This window comes from Nocardia aobensis NBRC 100429 (assembly GCF_000308375.1).
Taxonomy (GTDB): domain Bacteria; phylum Actinomycetota; class Actinomycetes; order Mycobacteriales; family Mycobacteriaceae; genus Nocardia; species Nocardia aobensis.
This window is the reverse complement of the sequence record NZ_BAFQ01000203.1, coordinates 1-16341: the sequence shown is the minus strand read 5'-3', so window position 1 is coordinate 16341 and position 16341 is coordinate 1. Positions and strand designations below refer to the sequence as shown.

Annotated in this window: 18 protein-coding genes and 1 pseudogene; 9 read left to right on the top strand and 10 right to left on the bottom strand. The window is 66.4% G+C overall.

Translation table 11 applies throughout. The features are described 5' to 3' along the window. The first annotated feature begins 128 nt into the window (after positions 1-128). Positions 129-728 (top strand): dCTP deaminase, encoded by a 600-nt coding sequence (dcd, locus tag RJ03_RS25895; RefSeq protein ID WP_036506695.1) that lies wholly within the window; start codon positions 129-131, stop codon positions 726-728. A gap of 127 nt (positions 729-855) precedes the next feature. Here the strand turns inward: dcd and RJ03_RS25890 are convergent, their stop codons facing one another. Beyond that, positions 856-2499 (bottom strand): purine-cytosine permease family protein, encoded by a 1644-nt coding sequence (locus RJ03_RS25890; RefSeq protein WP_232329246.1) that lies wholly within the window; start codon positions 2497-2499, stop codon positions 856-858. A gap of 138 nt (positions 2500-2637) precedes the next feature. On the opposite strand from RJ03_RS25890, the gene RJ03_RS35205 reads away from it, so the two are divergent. Further along, a complete protein-coding gene (locus RJ03_RS35205; RefSeq protein ID WP_051025258.1) occupies positions 2638-3690 on the top strand; it encodes a M48 family metalloprotease in 1053 nt (350 codons plus the stop codon). A gap of 67 nt (positions 3691-3757) precedes the next feature. Here the strand turns inward: RJ03_RS35205 and RJ03_RS25880 are convergent, their stop codons facing one another. Continuing rightward, positions 3758-4294 (bottom strand): YdcF family protein, encoded by a 537-nt coding sequence (locus tag RJ03_RS25880; RefSeq protein ID WP_036506689.1) that lies wholly within the window; start codon positions 4292-4294, stop codon positions 3758-3760. A 124-nt stretch (positions 4295-4418) separates the two neighbouring features. On the opposite strand from RJ03_RS25880, the gene RJ03_RS25875 reads away from it, so the two are divergent. The 3 genes from RJ03_RS25875 (at position 4419) to RJ03_RS25865 (ending at position 7826) form a co-directional block, all read left to right on the top strand. Next, entirely contained in the window at positions 4419-5741 is a 1323-nt protein-coding gene (locus RJ03_RS25875) for a UDP-glucose dehydrogenase family protein (protein ID WP_036506686.1), read from the top strand. Between the two features lie 154 nt (positions 5742-5895). Beyond that, complete coding sequence (locus RJ03_RS25870) at positions 5896-7284, top strand: DUF7159 family protein (protein ID WP_036506683.1); 1389 nt, start codon at positions 5896-5898, stop codon at positions 7282-7284. A gap of 53 nt (positions 7285-7337) precedes the next feature. Then, positions 7338-7826, top strand: a complete 489-nt coding sequence (locus RJ03_RS25865; RefSeq protein WP_036506680.1) for a TIGR00725 family protein — start codon at positions 7338-7340, stop codon at positions 7824-7826. A gap of 22 nt (positions 7827-7848) precedes the next feature. Here the strand turns inward: RJ03_RS25865 and RJ03_RS37340 are convergent. From RJ03_RS37340 to RJ03_RS25855, 3 genes and pseudogenes are all read right to left on the bottom strand, one after another. Then, a pseudogene (locus tag RJ03_RS37340) lies at positions 7849-7980 on the bottom strand (GTP cyclohydrolase I); the annotation flags it as partial. A gap of 135 nt (positions 7981-8115) precedes the next feature. Beyond that, on the bottom strand, positions 8116-8574 hold the full coding sequence (locus tag RJ03_RS25860; protein ID WP_036506677.1) for a hypothetical protein: 459 nt from the start codon (positions 8572-8574) through the stop codon (positions 8116-8118). A 29-nt stretch (positions 8575-8603) separates the two neighbouring features. Next, positions 8604-9128 carry a DUF2231 domain-containing protein gene (locus RJ03_RS25855; protein ID WP_036506675.1) on the bottom strand — a complete coding sequence of 175 codons (525 nt, stop codon included), beginning with the start codon at positions 9126-9128 and terminating at the stop codon, positions 8604-8606. 134 nt (positions 9129-9262) lie between these two features. Here RJ03_RS25855 and RJ03_RS25850 point away from each other — a divergent pair, with 134 nt between their 5' ends. Then, positions 9263-9955, top strand: coding sequence for a helix-turn-helix transcriptional regulator (locus tag RJ03_RS25850; RefSeq protein WP_036506672.1), 693 nt, complete (start codon positions 9263-9265; stop codon positions 9953-9955). Between the two features lie 18 nt (positions 9956-9973). Here RJ03_RS25850 and RJ03_RS25845 read toward each other — a convergent pair whose 3' ends face one another. Further along, positions 9974-10963 (bottom strand): Rpn family recombination-promoting nuclease/putative transposase, encoded by a 990-nt coding sequence (locus tag RJ03_RS25845; protein ID WP_036506670.1) that lies wholly within the window; start codon positions 10961-10963, stop codon positions 9974-9976. Between RJ03_RS25845 and RJ03_RS25840 the strand changes: the two genes are divergently transcribed. Continuing rightward, a complete protein-coding gene (locus RJ03_RS25840) occupies positions 10962-12239 on the top strand; it encodes an NADP-dependent oxidoreductase (protein WP_245552387.1) in 1278 nt (425 codons plus the stop codon). The two genes, RJ03_RS25845 and RJ03_RS25840, sit on opposite strands and share 2 nt — an antisense overlap. A 21-nt stretch (positions 12240-12260) precedes the next feature. Here the strand turns inward: RJ03_RS25840 and RJ03_RS25835 are convergent, their stop codons facing one another. Both RJ03_RS25835 and RJ03_RS25830 read right to left on the bottom strand, forming a co-directional pair. Further along, positions 12261-12467, bottom strand: a complete 207-nt coding sequence (locus RJ03_RS25835) for a DUF397 domain-containing protein (protein WP_036506666.1) — start codon at positions 12465-12467, stop codon at positions 12261-12263. After that, positions 12464-13312, bottom strand: a complete 849-nt coding sequence (locus RJ03_RS25830) for a helix-turn-helix domain-containing protein (protein WP_245552386.1) — start codon at positions 13310-13312, stop codon at positions 12464-12466. Before RJ03_RS25830 ends, RJ03_RS25835 begins: the two co-directional genes overlap by 4 nt. Before the next feature lie 353 nt (positions 13313-13665). Between RJ03_RS25830 and RJ03_RS25825 the strand changes: the two genes are divergently transcribed. Together RJ03_RS25825 and RJ03_RS25815 are read left to right on the top strand one after the other, a co-directional pair. Further along, entirely contained in the window at positions 13666-14157 is a 492-nt protein-coding gene (locus RJ03_RS25825) for a hypothetical protein (RefSeq protein WP_051025257.1), read from the top strand. Between the two features lie 219 nt (positions 14158-14376). Further along, positions 14377-14628, top strand: a complete 252-nt coding sequence (locus tag RJ03_RS25815) for a hypothetical protein (RefSeq protein ID WP_036506659.1) — start codon at positions 14377-14379, stop codon at positions 14626-14628. A 316-nt stretch (positions 14629-14944) separates the two neighbouring features. Here RJ03_RS25815 and RJ03_RS25805 read toward each other — a convergent pair whose 3' ends face one another. Both RJ03_RS25805 and RJ03_RS25800 read right to left on the bottom strand, forming a co-directional pair. Beyond that, a complete protein-coding gene (locus RJ03_RS25805) occupies positions 14945-15373 on the bottom strand; it encodes a hypothetical protein (protein ID WP_036506653.1) in 429 nt (142 codons plus the stop codon). Positions 15374-15496: 123 nt separating this feature from the next. Next, on the bottom strand, positions 15497-16341 hold an 845-nt coding region (locus RJ03_RS25800; protein WP_086007313.1), incomplete at its 5' end, for an SDR family NAD(P)-dependent oxidoreductase.

The following is a 16341-nucleotide window of genomic DNA, read 5'->3' as shown; positions in this document are numbered from 1 at the left end:
CCGCGGTCGCACAGCTCGTTGGTGACGGGACGGAATTCGCGCTGCCCGCCACCGCGGATGGGACGGATTTCGCGCCGGCTCGCTGTGCGGCTGCGAGCCCGCGAACACGGGTTACTAGGCTGACCGCCGTGCTGCTTTCCGATCGCGACATTCGTGCCGAGCTGGCCGCCGGGCGGCTCGGGCTGGAACCGTTCGACGAGAAATTGGTTCAGCCGTCGAGTATCGATGTGCGGCTGGATCGAATGTTCCGGGTGTTCAACAACACTCGCTACACCCATATCGATCCCGCGCAACGCCAGGACGAACTGACCACCTTGGTCGAACCCGACCAGGGTGAGCCGTTCGTCCTGCATCCGGGCGAATTCGTCCTGGGTTCGACGCTCGAGGTCTGCACCCTGCCCGATGATCTGGCCGGACGCCTGGAGGGTAAGTCGAGCCTCGGGCGGCTCGGCCTGCTCACCCATTCCACGGCGGGATTCATCGACCCGGGTTTCAGCGGTCACATCACGCTGGAGTTGTCGAATGTGGCGAATCTGCCGATCACGCTGTGGCCGGGTATGAAGATCGGCCAGCTGTGCCTGTTCCGCCTGAGCAGTCCGTCGGAACACCCGTACGGTAGTGCGGCGGCCGGCTCGAAATATCAGGGCCAGCGGGGGCCCACGCCCTCGCGCGCGTATATGAACTTTCCGCTGCCGCACGATTCGATTCCGGAGCCCGCGGAGTCCTGAACAGCACCTTTGCTGGAAGCGTGGTTGGAGTGGGACCTGAACTTTTCGTGCAAACCTCGACGTCAATGCGAGAAAACCGCAAAAACCGCCGAGGTTTGCACGATACGTTTACTACGTCGGCATCCGGTTAGCTCGGCGGCAGCACGTGCGCGCCTGATTTGTCCGTCGACAGGGCCAGTGAGCTGATGTATTGGATTTCGCCCTCCGGCCCGGGGACCGCGGAGGCGATCATGTCGGGCCGTTCGAAGTCCATTCCGGTGACGTGGCAGGTGAGGGTCTCGCCGGAGGGGTTGCCGTGTTCGTCGAACATGTCCAGTTCGATTCCGTCGTCGCCGCGGCGCAGGTAGTACTTACCCCGGGTGAGAACCGCGGTGAGCGGGGTCGCGACGAAGGCGATCACGACGGCGACGATCGGCGAATACGGTTTCAACGCGGCACCGAAGACGCCGAAGAAGGTCATGATCGACAGCACCGCCGACAATCCGAAACCGACCAGGCCGACGGGATTGAAGTTGTAGAGCATGCCGCGCCGGAATTCGGGCTGTTTGGGCGAGAGCTTCAGCAGATACTTGTTGACCGCGATATCCGTTGCGACGGTGACGATCCAGGCGATACCGCAGTTGGCGTAGAAGCCGAGGATGTCGTTGAGGAAGTCGAACATATTGGCTTCCATCAGGATCAGCGCGATCGCCAGATTCACCCCGAGGAATACCAGCCGGCCCGGATAGGTCTTGGTGACGCGGGTGAACGAGTTGGTCCACGCCAGCGAACCCGAATAGGCGTTGGTCACATTGATTTTGATCTGTGAGATGACCACCAGCACCACCGCGAGCGTCATCGCCAGCCAGGACGGAACCATATCGCGGTAGATCTCCAGGAACTGATGCACCGGCTGATTCGCGATGTCCTGTGCTCCCGGCAGATTCGCGATGAGATAGACCGCGAGGAACAGGCCGACGACCTGTTTGACGGCGCCGAAGATCACCCAGCCCGGCCCGGCCAGCAGCATCCAGCCCCACCACTTGCGGGCGTTCTCCGGGGTTTTCGGCGGCATGAACCGCAGATAGTCGATCTGCTCGGCGATCTGGGCGATCAGTGACAGACAGACACCGGCGGCCAGCAGCGCACCGGAAAGGCTCACGCCCGCACCGTCCTTACCGCCGTAGGCGAAGAACGAGTCGATCGATTCGGGGTGGCGGATCAGCAGGAACGCGAACGGTAACACCATCAGCAGCAGCCACAGCGGCGTCGTCCAGACCTGCAGTTTCGCCAGCGTATTCATGCCGTAGACGACCAGCGGGAAGATCAGCACCGTGGAGAGCAGATAACCCAGCCACAGCGGGATGTGCAGGCCCAGATTGAGGCCCTGCGCCATGATCGAACCCTCGGTGGCGAAGAAGATGAAGGTGAACGAGGCGAACACCAGGTTGGTGATCACCGAACCGTAGTAACCGAATCCACTTCCGCGGGTGATCAGATCCAGATCGATGTTGTAGCGAGCGGCATAGTAGGCCAGCGGAAATCCGGTGATCATGATGATGATCGCGAAGATGCCGATGCCCAGCAACGCATTTCCGGTGCCGTTCGCGATGCCGATGTTGGCGCCGATGGAGAAATCCGCGAGATAGGCGATGCCGCCCAATGCGGAGACGCCGACCACTGCCGGACTCCATTTGCGATAGCTGCGGGGCGCGAAACGCAGCGTGTAGTCCTCGAGGGTTTCCTTCGTCGCGGCGGCAGCGGTCGCCGGACGGGTTTGCACATCAACCACGATCTACTCCTCATCGTTCCCGCGCTCGGCGCGGCCTTTCGAGGGTGCAGGCCCGATGTGGTGTCCGGTTTGCCGCTCGGTTACCGCCGTGTAACGCCCCGCGACGTGCGGCTTTGTGCTCTCCCTTTACCGTGGTGCATGACCTTTGACTCGACAGCGAAGGCGAACGACCCCGGCGCGGGCGCGGCCATCCGGCCCTCCGCGACCGACCGGATCCGCTCCTGGGCGGCGCTGGTACTGGCCGCCGCACCCACCGCGGCGATCCTCACGGTGGTGCTCTACGGGCTCGGTTTGGCGATGGGTTTCGGCACCCTCGGCATTCTCGCCATCGCGTGGTTGGTGGTGTGTGTTCTCGTCGCGGTGGTGTGCTTCCTGGGCGCCGAGCGGCGGTGGTTGTCGGCGCGTTTCGGGGTGCGCGCGCCCACTTCCGGCGAGCGGCACGCGCTGATGACGGCGTGGGAGCGGGTGGCCCGCCGATCCGGCATCGCCTCCTCCTCGCATTCGCTGTGGATCCGGGAGAGCGAGCGTGAACTGTTGCTGCCCCGGCGGATGATCGCGGTCCCGTCGGCCGTACTCGGTGCGCCCCCGCGGGAACTCGAAGCGGTACTCGCCCGGGAGCTCGGGTATCGGTCCGAGGGACGGGTGTCGTTGTGCCAGTTCGTGTTCCGGTACTTCAATCTGCCGCTGGTGTGGCTGGAGCGGGTGTTGCTGTCGGGCCCCGCGGCGGTCGGAGCGTGGCTGACGCGGCGGATGACTCCGCCGGCGGCCCGGATCTTCGGTATCGGATGGAGTGCGGTCAGCCGGGTGCTGGTCGCCTGCCCGGCGATCGCGGCCACCACCGTGATCGTGGGGCTTCCGGCCGCGCTGCTGCTGCGTATCGCTCCGGAGGTGGCGGCCTGCGCTCTCGTTCCGGTCGTGCGTCGCATCGACTACCGGGCCGACCGGGCGGCCGTCGACCTGGGTTACGGTACGGATCTCGGTGTGGCGCTGCAGGAACGGCGGGCGGAGTCCGGCGACGCGGCGGCGCTGTACGCGCTCTCGGTGTCCGCGTACGCGCCGCGCACCGCGGTGGACGAACGCGTTCGCCATATCCGCGACCGCATGGACGAGCGGGTGCGCATCGCCGGCTATTCCGGGCCGGTGCTTCCGGAAGGTGGTGCGGCACAAGGGTTTCCGGGACCCGACCGGTGAGGTGTCGGATCGGCCGTGAGCGAGCCGGAAGGTCGTGGAGCCGATGCCCGGCTCGACGGCCGCCGGTTCAGCAGTCCTCGAAGGCGGCTTTGACATATCCCGAGGACTGATACAGGTACTGGTAGGCCCACCGCGCCGGCCCGATGTGCGGCCGCGCGTCGACGAGCAGAACCTCACCGCCCCAGCACTTTCCGAGCACATACCGGGCGCGGGAGATGTGCGGAGTGAAGGTCACCACGATCACGCGTCGCCAGTTCTCCCGTGCCGCGCGGGCGGCCAGTTCGCGTCCCTCGCCGCGTGTGGTGCGCGGCGAGGGATCGAAGCAGCTCACCCGGAAGCTGTATCCGCCGTGACAGATTCGATTGATCAGCGGGGAGTGGTCGTAGGGATCGGAGAACACCACCTGCGGGGCGTAACCGTCGTGGGCCAGGCGCAGCGCCAGCTCCTCGCGGCCGTCGTGGGCGCCCCCGAGGACCAGGATGGCATCGGCCGGGCGCGGCGCGTCGGTACGCGGGCGCACGTACACCGGCCACAGCGCCGCCACCGCGACGGCGAGCACGAGCACCACCCCCACCGCACCGCGCACCCACCACCGTTTTCGCACTCTGCGATGGTAGGTGGTCGGCGAATGCGCTGATCGGCGGCGGTTTCTCCCTGTACACCCACTGTTGCCTGCGCCCTCGCCTCGTGGACGCGGACCGGCCATACCCGCCGCGTATCAATCGACTATGCGTCTGACGGTATTCGGGACGGGATATCTGGGAGCCACCCATGCCGCCTGCATGGCCGAGCTCGGTCACGAGGTGCTCGGGGTGGACATCGACCCCGGCAAGGTGGCCAAATTGTCCGACGGCGTCGTGCCGTTCTACGAACCCGGCCTGGAAGCGGTGCTGCGCCGCAACCTCGACGCCGGGCGACTGCGCTTCACCACCTCCTACGAGGAGGCGGCCGCGCACGCCGACGCCCACTTCCTCGGCGTCGGCACCCCGCAGAAGAAGGGCGAATACGGCGCGGACCTGAAATATGTCCACGCCGTGGCCGATTCGCTGGCGCCGCTGCTGGAGCGGCCGTCGGTGCTGATCGGCAAGTCGACGGTGCCCGTCGGCACGGCCGCGGAACTGGGCCGCCGGATGCGATCCCGCGCCCGCACCGACGTCGAGGTCGCCTGGAATCCGGAATTCCTGCGGGAGGGGTTCGCGGTGCGCGACACGCTGCGGCCCGACCGGCTGGTCCTCGGTGTCGACGGCGAACGCGAGCGCGCCGACTGGGTGCGAGCGCAGGTGCGCGAGATCTACGCCGACCTGATCGCGGCGCAGGTGCCGTTCCTGCTCACCGATCTGGCCACCGCGGAACTGGTGAAGGTGTCGGCCAACGCGTTCCTGGCCACCAAGATCTCGTTCATCAACGCCGTCTCCGAGGTCTGCGAGGCGACCGGAGCCGATGTCACGATGCTGGCCGACGCGCTGGGCCACGACGCCCGCATCGGCAGGCGGTTCCTCAACGCCGGGCTCGGTTTCGGCGGTGGCTGTCTGCCCAAGGACATCCGGGCGTTCATGGCCCGGGCGGGGGAGCTCGGCGCCGATCACGCGGTCGCGTTCCTGCGTGAGGTCGACAACATCAATATGCGCCGGCGCACCAAGGTGGTCGATATGGCGGCCAAGGCGTGCGGCGGTTCGCTGCTGGGCGCCAACGTGGCGGTGCTGGGCGCGGCCTTCAAACCGGAATCCGACGATGTGCGCGATTCGCCCGCGTTGAACGTGGCCGGAATGATCCAGCTGCACGGTGCGGTGGTCACGGTCTACGACCCGAAAGCGCTGGAGAACTCCCGTCGCGTCTTTCCGACGCTGAACTACGCGACCTCGGTGGCGGAGGCGTGTGATCGGGCGGATGTCGTGCTGGTTCTCACGGAATGGGACGAGTTCACCGCACTCTCGCCGCGTGACCTCGAGCCGGTGGTGCGCGGGCGTTCCATCATCGACGGACGCAACTGTCTCGAGCGCGCCGCGTGGACCGCCGCGGGATGGGTGTACGCGGGACTCGGCACGTCGTAGTGTGGCGGGAGCCAGGTAGAGTGGCGGCGCCCTGCGGCATGCGCATCGGGCCCGTTCACGGCGGCCTGGGGGCGCTCGCACGGCCCAGCGCAGGCCGGTGGGGGCGGTGGCCGGGGCGTACCGGTCGGGAAGCGTGAAACGAGATGGGCGGCAGATGAGTTCGGTACTGGGAGTTTCGGTGGGGGCCGGCGCCATTCGCGTCGCGATCCCACATCCCGGTAACTCCGCCGAACGATTCGTCGCCACCGCCTTCGACGTGCAGGCGATGCCGGTCGGCGAGCAGCACTCCATGGACGATGTGGCCGCCGAAACCGTCGGCGCCGTCTTCGGTTCCGCGCCCGAGATCGCCGCGACCGCGCTGGCCTATCGCAACGAACAGCATGCGCGCACGCTGCGGGGCGCCCTCGCGCGCCGCCAGCTCACCAATTACGAACTCGTGCCCGAGGTCGCGGCGGCGCGGGAATTCCTGCGCGCCACTGGTGAACTGCAGGGGTATCGCACGGTCGCGCTCTACGACCTCGGCAGTTCCGGCCTCTCGGTCAGCGTGATCGACGTCGAGTCCGGCCAGGTGAGCCACAGCGAGCGCACCAGCGACATCAGCGGCGACTACCTGGATTCGCTGATCCGCGAACAGCAGATCGCCTCCGGCCGGATCGAACATCCCCCCACCGCACAGGGTTTGGCGGCCCTGGACGGCGTATGCCGGCAGGCCAAGGAGCAGTTGTCGAGTACCACGGCGGTCGCGGTGCCATCCGAGCACGGCCTGGTGTTGTTGTCGCAGGAGAACTTCGAAGCGCTGATCATGCTCGCGGTCGAATCCTCGGCTCGCATGACCCGCGATGTGATGATGCGCTCCGAACAGGCCGTGCAGGCGGTCTTCGTGATCGGCGGTTGCGCCCGGATTCCTCTGATCGCGCGCATTCTGGAGCGGTGGATGGGGATGCCGGTGCTGGTGCCCGCCGATCCGGAGACGGTGATCGTGCGCGGCGCGGCACTGCTCGCCCGTCCCGCCCAGGTGGCCACACCCGCGCCGGTTCCACAGGCTCCCGGGCCCGGATCCGCCGACGACACCGTGCAATTGGCGCCGGTGTGGTTGTCCGAGGATGCGCTGCGACGCGCGCGCAAGCGGAACAAGGCGCGCGCCACGAGCACACTCGGCGGCAAGGTGGGTGCTGTCGGTGCCGGTCGTCGCCGGGAGTTGAGCGTGGCCGGGGTGGCGGTCGGTGCGCTGGTCGTCGTCGCCGCGCTCGGGATCGGGCTCGGCTGGGGCCAATCGGTTCTGCGCGGCGATTCCCAGAGCAACACCTCCGCCTCCACTTCGGTGCCTGTCGCGCCGCCCCGCGCCTCCGCGGACCCCTCGGTAGCGCCGACCACCGATGCCACCAATGCCTCGGTCGCCGCGCCCACTCCGAACTGGCAGGCGCCGACCACCACGACCGCACCCCCGACGCCGGGGCCGCCGACCATCGTCGTCCCGGGCCTGCCGCCGATCGTGGTGCCGACCATTCCGCCGCTGCTGCCACCGTTCCCGCCGCGGCAGTAGGTGGTTTCGCCGCTGCCGCAGTACCTATCGGCCACGCCCGAGGAGTGTGCGAGATGCCCCCTGTTCAGGTCGCGGTCTGCGGGCCGCGCGACTGCACGAACGCCGAGGCCGATATCGCGCGGGAGGTCGGGCGGCTGCTGGCCCGGGCCGGCGCGATCGTGTTGTGCGGCGGCGGAACCGGGGTGATGGCGGCGGTCGCCGAGGGTGCGTCGGCCGAAGGCGGCCTGGTGATCGGAGTCCGGCCGGACACCGACCGCGCGGGTGTGTGTGACGGCCTGTCCGCCGTCGTGTACACGGGTATGGGTGAGGCGCGGAACGCGATTCTGGTCCGGTCGGCGGACGCGGTGATCGTGGTGGGCGGTTCCTGGGGAACGCTGTCGGAGCTGGCGCTCGCCAATCGACGTGGGGACGTGCCGGTGGTGTCGATCGGTGGCTGGCAGATCCTCGATGCCGAGGGCGGAGCGGTCGAGGGGAGTCACCGGGCGGCGAATGCGGCCGAGGCGGTCGCATTCGCCGTGGCGGGTGCTCGACCCGGCGGCTGACGCTCGCCTCAGGGCGCGGAGTTCAGGCCGCGGGCACGACGACGGTCACCTCGAACGGCAGCAGATGGTGTTCGCAGACCGAGCGCAACGGGATGCGGCGGGCCAGCACCAGTTCGTCGTAGCCCTCAGTTCGGCGTAGGCGCGCGCCATCCGGCCCGGCGTGGCCTGCAGATGTTCGCTGTCGAGGCTGACGCCCAACGCGGTGAGGAAGGTCCGAGCGGCATCCTCGGCGACCGCGAGGTCGATGGCGCCGGTCTCGTGGACGACGTGTAACGCGGGGACGGACACGCTAGCTCCCACCGACGCCGAGAGCGGTGAGCAGCACGAGCACGAGCGTCGCGACGGCCAGGACGCCGTGCCCACCGACGATCGCCACGGGGAAATGCCGCTCGGCGGGCTCTGCGGCCTCGTGTGCCCCGGCCAGGTTTGCCGCCGCGTGGTCGGTGGCCTGGTTCGCGGTGCGGGCGCGGAACACCGGCAGCCAGCGGAAGAACATGACGAATCCGAGCAGCGCGACGGGCACGAGCAAGGCGAATCCGACCCACGCGAGGGCGTCGTTGTCGATGACCAGGTAAATGATCCACACCACGAGGCCGGCGGCGGCGAGCAGGAAGTGCCCGAAGATCACCGGCGGCGGCAGATGGCTCGAACTGGGTTGTCGTGCACCGCCTTTGGCGATCCAGGTGGCCAGCAGGAAGAACCCTCCGCCGGCGGTGAGCAGCCAGAGGATCAGAGCTGCGATGCCCATGGTGACTCCCGAAATATGAGAAGGGAAGGTCAGCGGCGGTAGCCGGTGGCCTGCGTGGTTTCGCCGGCGACTCGCACGCCGTAGTGGTAGGCGAGTTTGCCGCCGAGATATCCGGATATGCCCAGCACGAGCAGGGATGCGATCGACAAGACCAGGGGCCCGACTGGTGTCGCGCGATCGGTGCCGGCCGCGGTCCGCCACCAGAAGTTCAGTGCATAGGCGACGGTGATGACCAGATTCAGGCTCATATGCGTCAGTCCGGTGCGGAACGCCGGCGTGCCGGACGGGATGGCGAACAGATCCAGAAAGCCGATCGAGGCGGCGGCCAAGGCGCCGAGCACGCCGATCGCCACCAGCCATTCGGCCCCGCGGGCGAGGAACTGCGGGTCGTCGACGATGTGGGAGCCGATGTCGAAGACGAGGCTCGCGACCCACGCCCCGATCGGCACCGTCACCAGGATCGGGTGGAACGGATGCCCGTACGGCCCGGCCAGTGCGGCACTGACGGGTTGTTTGGCCTGCTCCAAATCTCCGGCCACCACATCATCCGCCATGACTCCACCCTCCCTCGGTAGAGGTTCAGTTTCGCCAATAAGTATTGGTGAAACTGTATCTGTGGTCAATACAACGCCCGTGAATCGATGTGATCGATCTTTCGACCCATGTGATTAGGCGTTATTGTGGTCGGATGACCAGCGATTCGGCGATCGGTGCGGTCGCGGTGCTCGACGACGAACTGCGGCGCGGCATGTACAGGTTCATCCGCGCGGCCCGGCGGCCGGTGACTCGTGACGAAGCGGCCGAACAGGTCGGTATCTCGCGCAAGTTGGCTGCCTTCCATCTGGACAAACTCGTCGCCGCCGGACTCCTCCAGGCGCGCTACGAACAGACCGGCGGCCTGCGCCGGGTCGGCCGCGCTCCCAAGGTGTACGAGCCCACCGACGCCGAGGTGCGGGTGAACATCCCCGAACGCCGCCACGAAGTGCTGGCCGCGATCCTGATGGATGCGGTGCTGGCCGAGAGCACCGGCGAAACGGCCCGCGACGCCGCCGAACGAGTCGCGGCCGAACGCGGAAACACGCTGGGCCACAACGCCCGCGAGCGCTTACGCCCCGGCCGCCTGGGCGTCGAGCGCGCCCTCACGGTGGTGCAGGCGATCCTGTCCGACCAGGGCTTCGAACCCAGCCGCGACCCGCTGAACTGCCTACGCCTGCGCAACTGCCCCTTCCACCCTCTCTCCACCCAAGCCCCCGGCCTGGTTTGCGGCCTCAACCACGCCTATCTACGCGGAGTGCTGTCCGGCCTGAAAGCCGAGACACTCGAAGCGGTGCTGGCGCCGACCGCCGGCGAATGCTGCGTGGAACTCCGCCCCGCGCAGTAGGGGTGAGCGGCTGCGGGCTCAGGCGAAGATTTCGTCCAGTGTGGTCGCGGTGAGGACACGCGCTGTCCAGGTGCGTACTTGCTCGGGAGTGCCCGCGTGGACGGTCTTGGTGACGTCCGCGGGTAGGGGAGCGAATTTGAGGGTGAGTAGCTCGATGAGTGCTTCGGCACGCCCGCGTGCTTCACCCCGTGCTTCCCCGCGGGCTTCGCCTTCGGCGCGGAGCCGTTCGGCAGTGGTCACGATTGCCTCCTTGGCTGGCGGTCCGAGCTGATCGACCAACGGGAGCAGATCAACTTCCGAAATGTCACTGACGGTCATCACGTAGGCGATGACGGCCTGGAACTGTGCCTTCCCCTCGGGGCCGAACAGCAGTGCACGCAGGTCGTCGATCAGTGAAATTATATCGGTGCCGAGGTCGATGTTGTTCGGTGCCATTTTGTGCAGGGCCAGCATCACTCGGGTGGCGGGTGTGAGATCCCGTCGGAGCAGGGCGGGCAGGTCCAGTGCCGCCACGTCGTCGAGCAGGAACCGAAGCCGGGGCAGATGAGGCTGCAATGCTTCTCGGGCGGATGGGTCGAGGTCGATGAGATCGGCCACTTCGGTCGGGGCCTTCCATGGGCGGCCGGTGTGATTGCTGTGCACGACCAGCGGGATCACCGCGGGCAGGGTGCGCGCCTCCGGGTGCTGGCTACGATGCTGATTCCAAATGCCGACCAGGTACTCCACGATGCGCAGGGCCATGAAATGGTCGCTGCGGCTTTGGTGTTCGATCAGCAAGTAGATGTAGGCGGGATGGCCGTCGAGGCGAGTGCGGTAGAGCAGGTCGCTGTAGCGGGAGCGCAGATCCGCGGAGACGAAGCTGCCGGACTGCAAACGCAGTGTGTCCCAATCGATCCGGTCGGTGACGGCTGCCGGGAGCGCCGCGCGGAGTTCGCACGCGGCGTCGGCTGGGCGGCTCAGTACGCGCCGGAAGTAGGCGTCGTGCGGATTCGACGGGTTGGCGGGCATGGACGCGAAGCTACCTCGAGGCTATGACAGCCGGAGGGGTTCAGTTGTAGACCATGCGCCCAATTGGCGTAACACGCCGAGCCGCGAAAGAAGTTGTAGACGAACAGATTTCAGTAGCAAGCCGATCGGCGATGGCCAAGCCGCGGCGGGCGAGACCGACTGCGACCGCTCGCGCAGCAACCGGATGTCGTGCGCTGTCGCCCGGGCGGAAAAGGAGTCGAGCGGCGGGTGCCGGGCGATCTACTATCGCCCGGTGGTGGACGCGGTGAACAGGCAGTGGGTGTTGCGGCGACGGCCGGTAGGGGCACTGCGGGACGAAGATTTCGAGTTGAGGGATGTGCCGGTCCCGGTGCCGGGGCCCGGAGAGGCCCTGATTCGGGTGCATTGGCTGGGAATAGATCCCACACAGCGGGGCTGGCTCAACGCGTCCGACAACTATATCGACGCCGTGCCGATCGGCGCGGTGATGCGTGGCAGTGGTGTCGGCCAGGTGGTTCGCTCGAACGACCCGGATTGTCCGGTGGGTAGCTGGGTCGCGGGGATGGTGGGATGGCAGGACTACGTCGTTCGGTCTGCGGGCGGGTTGTTCGGGTTGAACCTTGTGCCCGACGGTGTGCCCCCTACATCGATGCTGAGTCTGTTCGGACCGCCGGGCTTGACCGCGTACTTCGGTATGACGGATATCGGCCGTCCCGAGCCCGGTCGGACGGTGCTGGTTTCGGCGGCGGCCGGTATCACCGGGTCCATCGCGGGGCAAATCGCAAAGGCATTGGGCTGCAAGGTCATCGGTATCGCTGGTGGCCCGGAGAAGTGCTCCTGGATCATGGACCACGCGGGTCTGGATGCCGCCCTCGACTACAAGCACGACGATATCGATGCCCGTCTGACCGATCTCGCCCCCAACGGTGTCGACGTCTTCTTCGACGGTGTCGGCGGCCGAATTCTCGAATACGGTCTGGCGCACCTGGCCCCTCACGCACGTGTCGTCCTGGCCGGGGCGATCTCGTCCGGTTATGAGGGTGCCGATCCGCCGTTGGGGCCGCGGAACTATATGAGGCTGGCGCTGGACCGGGCGCGCATGGAGGGGTTCATCTTCCTCGATTACCTCGACCGTTTTCCGGAAGCCTTCACGGCATTGCGCGAATGGCAGGCCCAGGGAGCGATAACCATTGCCGAAACCGTCAGCAGGGGACTGGAATCCGCGCCGAGCGCATTGCGCGCCGTCTTCGAGGGTCGCAATCTCGGCAAGCAACTGGTCGAGGTCGCAGAGCCCTGACGCATCGTGGGTGCAGCACGCTCACGCTCGGTCGAATGCGCCGCTGCTCGCGCCGCCGACGAAGGCATTCCATTCGCCGGGGGTGAAGATCAATGCGGGGCCGGAGGGGTTCTTGCTGTCGCGGACGCCGACCATGCCGTGGTCGAGGAAGGCGACCTCGACGCACTCCTTGGTTCCCGTGCTTCGGGTGCTCTTGAACCAGCGGGCTCCCGATAGGTCGACCTTCACCCTGCATACTCCTCTGCGATCTTCAGAACGAGAGCCCGGCTCTCGGCGACATCCAGCGCTACACGGAGGATGTCCACGCTCGCCCCACGATACAACTTGACCTCTTCCGGAGCCTCCAGATAAAGGTCGCCGGCGAAGCCTTCGACGTACACGACGGGCGGTTCTGTCAGGTATGCCGTGGGATGCGGCGGAAACTCCAACATCACGAACGGTCCGACGAACAGACCTCGATATGTGCCTGCCGAAGACGGAACCACTTGCATGGAGACATTGGGCAGCTGTGCGACGTCGGCGAGATGACGCAGCTGGTCGGACATCAAACTGCGATTACCTGTTTCGCGACGCAAGGCCGACTCGTCCAGAAGAATCTCCATGCTCAGGGGATTGTCGGTACTCGTCAAACGTGTCTGTCGCTGCGTTGCGAGCGCGACGGCGCGCTCAACGTCCTCCCTCGGCATGTTCGGGTACTCGGACCAGATCAGTTCTCGTCGGTACTCGGCCGTGTGAAACAGCCCCGGGATGAAGGTGGTCTGGTAGCTCGTGATGCGGTGTGCAGCATCTTCGAGCCCTACGTACAAACCGAACGACTTCGGCAACGCGTCACTGAAGGCATGCCACCAGCCTTTCGCTTTGCATTCTTCCGCGAGTGTCAGCAACACGTTGGAGAGATCTGCGGTGGCGTTGTAGATCTCGCACAACCGACGAATGAAGAGCGGGTTGAGCTTGACCGGTAGGCCATTTTCCATCCTCCAGAACGTTTGCTTACTGACGCCGATCTCGTTGCGAGCGTTCTCCGCTGAAACTCCGGCGGCGGCGCGGAGCTCACGGAGCTGCCGTGCCAGCAAACGGCGAGGAAGTGTAGAGCCAGTTGCCATCTTGGGTACTCCGAAGGGTCGGTAACGACTTGGGGACGTTTTGGAACCTCGGTGCCCACTCTGGAACCTGTGGGCAGATTTTGGAACCCGAGCTAGATGCTCATCCTGGAACTTGACCGATGAACTAGCTGAATCCTAATCCGGAACGTTCCACAACCGAAGCCGAAGTGATGCAGTGGGTTTCGGCAACAGCAGACGCGTCGAGCGAGAAGACCGAAACCAGGTAACTGCGCTGGCAGTTGGTGGAACGAACTCAGGCGAGTCAAAACGACTGCGTCACAGCGTGCCTGAAACGCGTCGACCGATTCGGAATCGAGGGAGCGATGAATGATGTGCTCAGCGATGTGCCTGCAGGTGCGGAGAGTGCTCCGCAGAACTGGGCGATGATCTACCGGCGCGCGTTCGGGTTGGATGCCGAGGTGCATCCGGGGTCGGGGCGGCTGGTCGTGCGCGCGGGAAAGACGTTGGCCGCCTTGTCGATGCCGAGTGCGCTCGGGGCGCGGGTGCGGGGGCGGTTGGTCGACATGTCCGGATCGGCCGGGCCGATCATCGCTCATCCGCGCTCGATGCGGTGGACCTTCCTCACTCTTCCCGCCGATGCCGATCTGACCGATCCGTTGCTGCACGCCGAGATGTTTCGGCACTACGTCGACATCGCCGGTGTGAACGCCGAGATCGCGCTTCCCGCTCCGGGAACTCTGCAGTCGGATGCGTATCGATTGTGGAACGATGCGCCCGTCGGTGACTACCGACCGCTTGCGGGAGATGTACTCAGCGCTGTCCGGGAATGCGTTGCAGCACAGAGGATGCGGTGACATGAGCCTGATGCTGACGATCGGGTTGTGCTTCGGCACCATCTGTCTGGTTCGGGTTGCGGTCGGCTCGCGGCTCCCGGAAACGTGCCCGCGTCGGATGCCGTTGCCGGCCAGGCAATCCGATACTCTTCCGTTGCCGATAGGCGTTCAGCACATCAGGGAGCGCCTGGATCTCGAAGAACTCGGGTTGCGGTGGTGCCGGGATCGGTGCGGTGCCGGATGACGACCCGCATCACCGAAGTGCGCGGGCTGCGCGCGACGTGGCGGCACGGACGCGGTGGCATCGACATCATCAACGTACGCAATACATCCAGCGACATCGACGAACTCTTCCCGCCGGGCACGGATCTCGCCGCCGCGCGGGAACTACGTCCGGATCTGGCGGACTTGTGGGATGTGGTCCGCCGTGAATTCTGGGATCACTACCTCGCCGCCCGCGTGGTACGCGACGAGCCTGAGCGGAGTAGGTGATGACAGAGCATCGCAACCGAGAGTTGTTCTCGCACTGGGCGATCGTCACCACCGCTGCCTCCTGCGGTATCCATGCAGGCGCGTGTCCGAGCGGTGTGTGGGGACCATATCCGCTGCGTGAAGCGGAGTACGTGGTCACGACCATCGCCCCGAGTCACAACCCGCACGTCGTTCCGTTCTGGACGCGCGAAGTGGGACCCGGGGACTACGGACGTACCGCGACGGATTCGGGCGCAAACACGACCGGTAGCGAGGACGCGAAGATCATTTCCCTGCAATCGGATTCGCGGAAGCGGCGGCGATGACCCGCCTGCTCTCAGGCAGCCAGACTCGCCAACTGCGGGAGTCGCGACACCAGCGCGTCGAGCTCTTCGCGCCAGCGACGATGCACATTGAGGCGCTCGGGCGCTCCGGTGTGCGGCATGCGGTAGTACACCCTCGACCAGAGCGGGTTGATCTTCATCTCCGTGAACATGGCCGTGCTGAAATGCTCGGCGCAGACCAGGCTCGCGGGCCGGCCCGTCCACTTGTTCGCCTCGACGATGACGACCGACGTATTGGTCAGCACCACGAAGTAGTACTTGCGCACGAACAGCATCGCGAACCGCACGTATGGCAGATCGTCCACCCACGGGCTGGGGCCGGTGATCGCCTGGAAGGCCAGCTGCATCTGCTCACCCGGAGGAGCGAATTCGGCCAGCTTCTCGGCCAGCTGTTTCTGAATCGTCGATTTACGGAATGCCATGCGGCCCACCCCCGTTGAAGAACTCCACCGGCACCGTGCCGGTGGAACGCAACGACCTTAGCGGCATTCCCGCGCGCCTGCCACCCCGGATTTCGACCCGCGCAACGTGCCGAGACCCGGCAACTACCCGATGCTCGCCGTGGCGCCGTCCAATGCATCCAGGGCGGCGAGTTCCCCCGTCAGTTTGGCGCGGATCGCGGCGATCGCGTCCCGGCCGATCGGCAATCGCAGCGGGGGCGTGGGGGATTCGACCGCGGCGACGATCTGCCGCGCGGCCTCGTCCGGATCGCCGTACACGCTGGGATCCAGGGTGGACAAACGGTCGTAGGCCGCTCGGACGCTGTCGCCGTAGTCCGGATGGGCGGTGGGTGTAATCCCCAGTGACGCAACGAAACCGGTGCCGAACATGCCGGGCTCGACGATGGTCACACCGATGCCGAGATGGGCGACCTCCCGGAGCAATCCTTCGTTCATCCCTTCGACCGCGAATTTCGTTGCGGCATAAAGGCCCAGCCCCGGCGACGGCGCGGCGACACCGGCCACCGACGAGATCTGTACGAGCTGACCGCTCCGCTGCTCGCGCAACACCGGCAGCGCGGCGCGCACGACGTTGAGCGATCCGAAGACATTGGTCTCGAATACGGCGCGCACGTCACTGTCCGGAATCTCCTCCAGCGCACCGAAAACCCCGTAGCCGGCGTTGTTCACCACGACATCGATCCGTCCGAAGGCCTGCTTCGCCTGCGCGATCGCCTGCCGGGGCTGCTCGGCGTCGGTGACGTCCAGCGGGGCGACCAGGATTCGTTCGGGATGCTCGGCCGCCAACTCCCGCAGGGCCCGCGCGCGCTCGGGATCGCGGGCCGTCGCGGCGACCCGGCCGCCGGCGGCCGCGACCGCGCGAGTCAGCGCGAATCCGAATCCGGACGAGGCTCCCGTGATCAGCCACACCTTGTCTGTCGCCATCATAT

What these genes read in the sequence shown, in the direction of transcription:
- RJ03_RS35205 (WP_051025258.1), top strand. Translation starts at nt 2,638, where the DNA reads ATGACCTTTGACTCGACAGCGAAGGCGAACGACCCCGGCGCGGGCGCG.
- RJ03_RS25875 (WP_036506686.1), top strand. Translation starts at nt 4,419, where the DNA reads ATGCGTCTGACGGTATTCGGGACGGGATATCTGGGAGCCACCCATGCC.
- RJ03_RS25870 (WP_036506683.1), top strand. Translation starts at nt 5,896, where the DNA reads ATGAGTTCGGTACTGGGAGTTTCGGTGGGGGCCGGCGCCATTCGCGTC.
- RJ03_RS25865 (WP_036506680.1), top strand. Translation starts at nt 7,338, where the DNA reads ATGCCCCCTGTTCAGGTCGCGGTCTGCGGGCCGCGCGACTGCACGAAC.
- RJ03_RS25860 (WP_036506677.1), bottom strand. Translation starts at nt 8,574, where the DNA reads ATGGGCATCGCAGCTCTGATCCTCTGGCTGCTCACCGCCGGCGGAGGG.
- RJ03_RS25855 (WP_036506675.1), bottom strand. Translation starts at nt 9,128, where the DNA reads ATGGCGGATGATGTGGTGGCCGGAGATTTGGAGCAGGCCAAACAACCC.
- RJ03_RS25850 (WP_036506672.1), top strand. Translation starts at nt 9,263, where the DNA reads ATGACCAGCGATTCGGCGATCGGTGCGGTCGCGGTGCTCGACGACGAA.
- RJ03_RS25840 (WP_245552387.1), top strand. Translation starts at nt 10,962, where the DNA reads ATGGACGCGAAGCTACCTCGAGGCTATGACAGCCGGAGGGGTTCAGTT.
- RJ03_RS25845 (WP_036506670.1), bottom strand. Translation starts at nt 10,963, where the DNA reads ATGCCCGCCAACCCGTCGAATCCGCACGACGCCTACTTCCGGCGCGTA.
- RJ03_RS25825 (WP_051025257.1), top strand. Translation starts at nt 13,666, where the DNA reads ATGAATGATGTGCTCAGCGATGTGCCTGCAGGTGCGGAGAGTGCTCCG.
- RJ03_RS25815 (WP_036506659.1), top strand. Translation starts at nt 14,377, where the DNA reads ATGACGACCCGCATCACCGAAGTGCGCGGGCTGCGCGCGACGTGGCGG.
- RJ03_RS25805 (WP_036506653.1), bottom strand. Translation starts at nt 15,373, where the DNA reads ATGGCATTCCGTAAATCGACGATTCAGAAACAGCTGGCCGAGAAGCTG.